Source organism: Caballeronia sp. LjRoot29 (assembly GCF_964252755.1).
Lineage (GTDB): Bacteria > Pseudomonadota > Gammaproteobacteria > Burkholderiales > Burkholderiaceae > Caballeronia.
The window spans coordinates 1-6,804 of sequence record NZ_CAXUPU020000073.1 but is presented as its reverse complement, the minus strand read 5'-3'; the positions used below and the strand labels follow the sequence as shown (position 1 = coordinate 6,804).

At 58.2% G+C, this 6,804-nt stretch carries 3 protein-coding genes; all 3 read right to left on the bottom strand.

Features of this window, described 5'->3' with window-relative positions:
• Positions 1–725: 725 nt before the first annotated feature.
• A complete protein-coding gene (locus tag ACSQ83_RS35630) occupies positions 726–3,869 on the bottom strand; it encodes an autotransporter outer membrane beta-barrel domain-containing protein (protein ID WP_436231339.1) in 3,144 nt (1,047 codons plus the stop codon).
• Between the two features lie 376 nt (positions 3,870–4,245).
• Positions 4,246–4,788, bottom strand: a complete 543-nt coding sequence (speG, locus tag ACSQ83_RS35625; protein ID WP_414953401.1) for a spermidine N1-acetyltransferase — start codon at positions 4,786–4,788, stop codon at positions 4,246–4,248.
• Between the two features lie 88 nt (positions 4,789–4,876).
• The gene (locus ACSQ83_RS35620) at positions 4,877–5,848 is read right to left on the bottom strand and encodes a LysR family transcriptional regulator (protein ID WP_414953402.1); all 972 of its coding nucleotides are present in this window, start codon (positions 5,846–5,848) and stop codon (positions 4,877–4,879) included.
• Positions 5,849–6,804: the final 956 nt, after the last annotated feature.

Here is a 6,804-nt window from a genome sequence, read left to right as displayed (position 1 = left end):
CCCCTCTTTCTCCGAACACGGATACCCCACGCTTCGCCACCAGTGAGTGAACCTGCCCGAACAGCACCCCGCGCTATCCGCCTAGAACCAATCACCGAATTTGTACGCATACCGAAGCATTTCGCCAACCCACCAAGAAACGAGGCTGCAGAATGCGTAGGGCCTAACCCCCGAAATGGCAGCGCAAACCGAGCAGCTAACGCGCGAAGAACCTCACCCATACAAGTGCGTGAGGCCGTGCGGATCGTGGAACACTGATGCTTGCCCGAGAGCGTACGGGGCGAAGCGTTTTACTGTCAGGATTCGCGAGAAAGAGGGGTTCACACATCCTTCGCTCTTGCGAGCACCGTGCTTTTGGGGTACCAATGAAATAAAACTGCACGCTGTGGACACTTAATTTTTAGAGAGGTGAAAGCGTTTTCTTTGCTTCGTTTCTTTGTCGCTTTGGACAAAGAAATGACGTGCCGCCACGCACAGTGGCTAATAGTGATAAAGAAAATAGCCAACATAAAACCCGCGAAGACCTAAAAAGCAGCAACCCGGCATTGACCCAAAACCACTAATCCCAGAACCCGTGCAACCCGGCACGGCCCCCGACCACTGACCCAAAACCCTCCCCCCAAGTGCGAACGAAAACCAACCGCCCATACAAAAAAGCCGCGCTCGTTTCCGAGGGCGGCTTTTCCAACATGGGCTTAACTGAACAACAAATCCACACTTAGCGCTTACCAGCTATATCGATACCCAACCTGACCAAACACCCCCTGGCGATAATCGCCGCCAATATTACGCGAGTACTTTACGTTAGCGTACATCTCCGACGACTTGCTCATGCTCGTCGTGACACCCACGCCGACTTCATACCAGGTCTTCGACAGACCGCTGTTGAACGCGGCGCCATCCACTGCCGTATTCCCCGGGTTCAGGAAATCATGCAGCACGTCGGCGGTGAAGTAGGGCGTTGCTGCTCCCGTCTTCGTATCGTTCGACAAATTCGCCTTGAAGATCCGGAAGCCGGCCCGGCCACGCAACGCATTGCTCGACGTACCCGACACCGGCGAGATGCCATCGTCGAAACCGTTCAGATGCAAATACTGGTACATCAACTGAGCTTGCGGCTCAATGGCAATCGTCGTCGACCCGATCAGGAACGGCTTGCCCACTTCACCGGACAGACCCGTGCCAACGCCATTCTGCGAAGCGCCACCACCGTACACATCGCCGAACTTGTTGCGATAGTGGGTGAGTTGCGCCACGGCGTCGAAGTAGCTGCCGTCCTTCAGATACTTGGTCCAGTAACCACCAAGCGATTGCGCCTGCGTTTCGACTGAGCCGGTAGCATTCGTCAGCGTCGGATTAAGGCTACGCGCACTGTCTTCGAAGGTTGCCGACGACGAGCCGATAGTGACCGTGACACCTGCATGCGTGCTGCCGCCGGCCGGGTTCGTCGAGAGCGTCCAGTCCTTGCCGAACTGCGCGAAGAACGTGCGTTCATCGGCGGAGAAACGATCACCCGAGTCGGCGTTCAAGCTCTGTCCGCCGATACGTCCCCACACGCCGTTGCCATGTGTTCCCTGTGCATTCTCGAGGCTCGCGACATCGCCGACACGCTCATGCAGCCGGCTCATGATCGAGAAACCATAGTCCAGGTTGAGCGATGGCGTCATCGTGTAGCCGACCACGCCGGGACGGTATGCAATGACCGACGGCTGGGAAGCGGGCGTTGAACCCGGCGAACCCGCGGATACGATCGGCGTCACCGGCGTAATGACCGCGCCGGGGTCACTCGGCGTGGTGGCCGGAGGTGTTGTAGCCGGCGGCGTTGTAACCGGCGGCGTTGTAACAGGCGGTGTAGTAACCGGCGGTGTTGTGACAGGAGGCACGGTCTCAAGCGATGAACGCAAGTAGAAGTCCTCGGGACGGTTTGAGCCGCCTTGATACAACAGATACTGGTACGCCCCGGCCTGAACCGGCGCAGCCGTATGGAAGGCCGTGGCGGCAGCAGTGCCGTTCACCTGGACGATCTTGATGCCGTCACCTACGGTCAGCGCGCCCAGGCCGCTAGGACGCACCGTCACAAGCGTGCTGCCGGTCGCGTTGCCGCCAATGACGAGTTGATCGGTGAACTGGTTGGACGCTGGGCCGCCCGCGTTCATCACAGTGTTCACAATCAACTGCGCGTTGGTCCCACCCGCGTAGTTGCCGCTCACATTCAATATGTTGCCCGTCACGCCGGATGCAGCCGCCAAGTTGATCGTGGCAGTGTTGGTGAGGTCGCCGTGGATCGCGAACGTGCCGGTCGACGATGCCGAGAAAGCCGGCAATGCGTTGGCCGCGGCGATCGTTCCCGAGTTGACGACGGAGCCCATTACGGTGCCGTAACCGCCGAGCGTGGCGCCTTGCGCAACGGTCGTTGTGCCCGTACCGATGCTGGCCAGGTTGTGTTGTGCATCGCCGACCGCAAGGGTGCCCGCCAGCACGTTCGTGTCGCCGTAGGTGCTGACGCCGTTCATCGTGAGGAAGCCGCTACCGAGCTTTGTCAACGAGCCGGTTCCCGTTACCCCTTGTGAGAGCGTCGATGCATACTGCTGCGTGTCGATCGTGCCGCCGTTGTCGCCGATCGAGATCGCACGCGTTGCGGCGAGGTCGAGGCTGTTGTTCAGTTGCAGCGTGCCGCCGTTGAACGTGAGACCACCCGTGGCCGCGCCCAATGCGTTATCGGCTGCAACGTTTAGCGTGCCTTGCGTGATCAGCGTGCCGCCCGAATACGTGTTGCCGCCGGTCGAAGCGGGTGCAAGGAACAACGTGCCCGCACCTGTTTTCTCGATCGCGCCCGTGCCGCTCAACAAGCCCGTGTAGGTGCCGTCGTCGGTCTGTGCAAAGCGGACCAGCCCGTTGTCGGTGATCGCGTTGGGCAGGCTCTGCGCGCGGCCTTGGAGCGTGCCGGCGGCATCGACGAGCATCTGGCCCGTGTAGGTGCTGTTATCGCCCGCCAGGATCAACGTACCGCCTGCCACTTCAGCACTTTGCACATCGACCGGGATGCCGTTGACGGTCCATGTACCCGCGTCGGTCTTCGTGAGCGTCTGGAAGTTGGCGATGTTGCCAGTCAGCGTGTCGACGCCGAGGCCGCTCAGGAACAACTTGTTATTGCCTGCGCCGCCGTCGATCGCACCCGACACCGACGAGCCGGTGTAGATGCGCATGACGTCGTCGCCGCCCGCGAAGTCGATATCGCCGAGAACTGTGCCCTTGTTGGTGAAATGGACCGGCGCGTCGGCGGTCGAACCGATCACGCTGCCGGGTGACTCGATCACACCGGTTTTGTTATTGATGACCGTGTTTGTGCCGGTAACGTTTTGGAACCAGATGGCGCGGGCATTGAGCGCCTGGATCAAACCGCTGTTGGTGATGACGTTGCCATGGCCTTGCAAGTTGACGGCCTCAGCGGTGTTCTCCGTGCCAGTGGACAGCACCTTGCCGCCGGCTTGAACGGTCAGCGAACCGTTGTCACGGAATTCGATGGTGTTCACGCCGGTGCGATAGTTGCCCCACTCTCCAACGGCGAAAGTGCTGACCGTGCCGCCCGAGCGAACCGTGATTTTGGCGTGGTCAGCGAGGCTGATCGCCGAGATTTCTTGCGTGTCAATCGTCGCGCCGTTCAGGACAGTGACTGTTCGATTGTTATTGCCCCGCGCAGGGCCTGTACCGATGGTCGTCGTCCATGGGTTCGGCGATTTTGAATTGCAAACCGTATCGAGGCCGTTCACGGCGCATGCTGCTGCCGCCGCAATGGGACTCAGGAGAAAGGGAATCAGCAGCAGTGATGGAGCAAGCGAGATCGCTCGCGAACGAACTGGATTAGACATGGACCGCCCCGTGTTTGTTTTTGTAAGCGGGCGGAATTTAACAAGCAGGCTATCTGGTGAATGTGGCTGGCCGAACAAACGAACCCGGAAACCTTACCGAGTGCTACCTGCTTTGTGCAGCATCGCGCTTTCAATAGCAGAAAGGATCTGGGTATATGTCAATTGTTGTTAAGTCGACGAAGGGCAACTGGTGAGGCAGCACGGGTTCGTCAAGGGAGAGCGCCAGCGGTTTAGTGTCGCTAACTAGCTGGCTCGCGTGCTTGTGGGCGTGCGGGACATAGCAGAAACCGCTCTTGAGTTATGAGCGCTGGCGAACACGCAGCGCGGAAACGAACGGGCAGAATCGCTTGCGCGTGCTTAAGCCGCGCGTTGAATCTTACTTGCCTGTCTGCATTTGCTTGAGGAAATCGTGCTGAAAAATGCACATGCGATACGCATTGTGATAGCGTCCGTTGCCGAAAAACTCTTCGATCAGTTCCGCTTCCTGTTTGAAGCCGCACTTCTCGTAGACGTGAATGGCTGACTGATTCGACACATCGACGATCAGATAAAGCTTGCGCAGATTGAGCACGGAAAACGCGTAGTCCGTTGCGAGCAAGGTTGCGTTGGTTGCGTACCCTTGGCCTTGAGCGCCGGGCGCAATGATGATCTGGAACTCGCCGCGCCTATGGATGTAATCAAGCTCGATCAATTCTGCGAGCCCCACCGTTTCGCCCGCCTTGTCGACAGCGACGAAGCGGCGCTCGCGCAAATCGTGGACGTGGCGATCGTATAGCTGAGACAACTCAGAGAACGTTTCGTAGGGTTCTTCGAACCAGTAACGCATGATCTTTGCGTTGTTGTTCAGGCTGTGGACGAAGTGGAGATCGGTACGTTCGAGTGGCCGCAGCATCAGCTGATTATTCTCTTCGATGATCATGGGTAACACTCCGTGAATGATGAAATCGACCTGCAATATAACTTAAGGGTCGCGCGTCGCTCGTGACGTGTCGGCCTCAAGCAGTCCCTTAACCAATGACATCTTGCCGTGCGCCATACACTTCGAGTGCGGCGTCGTGCAGTGCTCGAAGCACGACGGTTGCCGCGGGCGACAATAGTTGCGTTTGCCGCGTGATGATGCCAAATGCGTCCATGCGGCACGGCAATTCAATCGCCAGCCGCTTGAGCGTACCGAATTCCTCGTATTGCCGCGCGACCTCTTCAGGCATGACCGCGAGCATGTCGCTTTGCAGCAAGATGCCTGAGATGGCGACAATGTTATTGGTGTTCACCACATTCTGCGGCGAACTAAGGCCGATCTGCGAAAACACCATGTCGAACCTGTGGCGCAGCACGCTGCCAGGGGGATGCAGAACCCAGCCGGCATTGACAATGTCGTGCATGGTCAGCCCGGCCGCGTGTTCGAGCGGATGCCCGGGGCGCACGACCACGCATAGCGGCTCTTCTGCAATGGGCTCGTAACGCACGGCATCCTTGAACTGGCCTTGCCGCTCGAGTACGCGGCCGATCATGATGTCGAGATGGCCTTCGGCAACCAGCGGCAGCATGACGTCTGAAGTCTCCACTTGCAGCCAGATCTGCAATTGCGGATACAACGCTTTCACGCGTGCGATAGCAAGCGGCACCATGGTCGCGGCGGCTGCGGCAATGGCGCCAATCTGTACTTGGCCCACGAGCCCGGCGCGCAACGCGGAGATTTCGTCGTGCGCCTGGTTCAGATTCGACAGCACCATGCGCGCATGCCGGATCATCACTTCACCGTACAGCGTGGCGTGCATTCCATGCGGTGTGCGGTCAAAGAGCCGCACTTCCAGCACGTCCTCCAGTTCCTTCAACAGACGCGATGCCGCGGGCTGGGTCATGCCGAGGACATCGGCGGCGCGACGGACATTGCCTTCTTCTTCCATGGCCGCGAGCAGCATCAATTGCCGCGTTTTGAGGCGCGCACGCACGAACCAGTTCGAGTAGCTTTGAGCCATCGGGGGGCCTATGCGTGAATTGAAACGACAGTGAAAGGTTCTTTGCGTACTAGATATGCCGGCGAGTTTTTCATTGTCGGTTTGGTTTGGTGGCGAAGAAGGTTGTTGTTCTTGGGGGCGCGTGGATTCGCTATTGGAATCGGGTGAAACCCTCGCGGAGGGGGCGGCTCTGTGCGCCATGCAAGTCACATTATCGCCGCTTAGGGGTAGTCGCGGGATTGGTTTCGTTCGCACTCGGGTTTGGGTGGGTTGGTTTTGGCGTTAGCGGTCAGGGTCAATGCCGGGGTGCACGGGTTTTAGGGTTAGCGGTCGGGTTCATTGCCAGGTTGCTGCTTTTCAGGTCTTCGCGGGTTTTATGTTGGCTATTTTCTTTATCACTATTAGCCACTGTGCGTGGCGGCACGTCATTTCTTTGTCCAAAGCGACAAAGAAACGAAGCAAAGAAAACGCTTTCAACTCTCTAAAAATTAAGTGTCCACAGCGTGCAGTTTCTATTCATTGGTACCCCAAAAGCACGGTGCTCGCCAGAGCACCGGATGTGTGAACCCCTCCTTCTCGCGAATCCTGACAGTAAAACGCTTCGCCCCGTACGCTCTCGGGCAAGCACTAGCGACTGAACCTGCCCAAAGGAGCGCCCCGCGTTATCCGCGGAAAACCTGTCACCGAATTTGTACGCATACCGAACCATCCTTTAAGCCACCAAGAAATGGATTTGCAGAATGCATAAAGCCTAACCCGGCAAATAACAATGCAAACTCATAGCTAACCCACGAAGCAGCACGGCGGCAAATACGCGTGAGGCCGTGCGGGTTTCCTTGGCACTGGTGCTAGCCCGAGAGCGTACGGGGCGAAGCGTTTTACTGTCAGGATTCGCGAGAAGGAGGGTTTCAACCATCCGTGGCTCTGGCGAGCACCGTGCTTTTGGGGCACCCATGAATAGAAACCGCACGCTGTGG

Coding starts and splice junctions, on each gene's coding strand:
- speG (WP_414953401.1), bottom strand. CDS start 4,788: ATGATCATCGAAGAGAATAATCAGCTGATGCTGCGGCCACTCGAACGT.
- ACSQ83_RS35620 (WP_414953402.1), bottom strand. CDS start 5,848: ATGGCTCAAAGCTACTCGAACTGGTTCGTGCGTGCGCGCCTCAAAACG.
- ACSQ83_RS35630 (WP_436231339.1), bottom strand. CDS start 3,869: ATGTCTAATCCAGTTCGTTCGCGAGCGATCTCGCTTGCTCCATCACTG.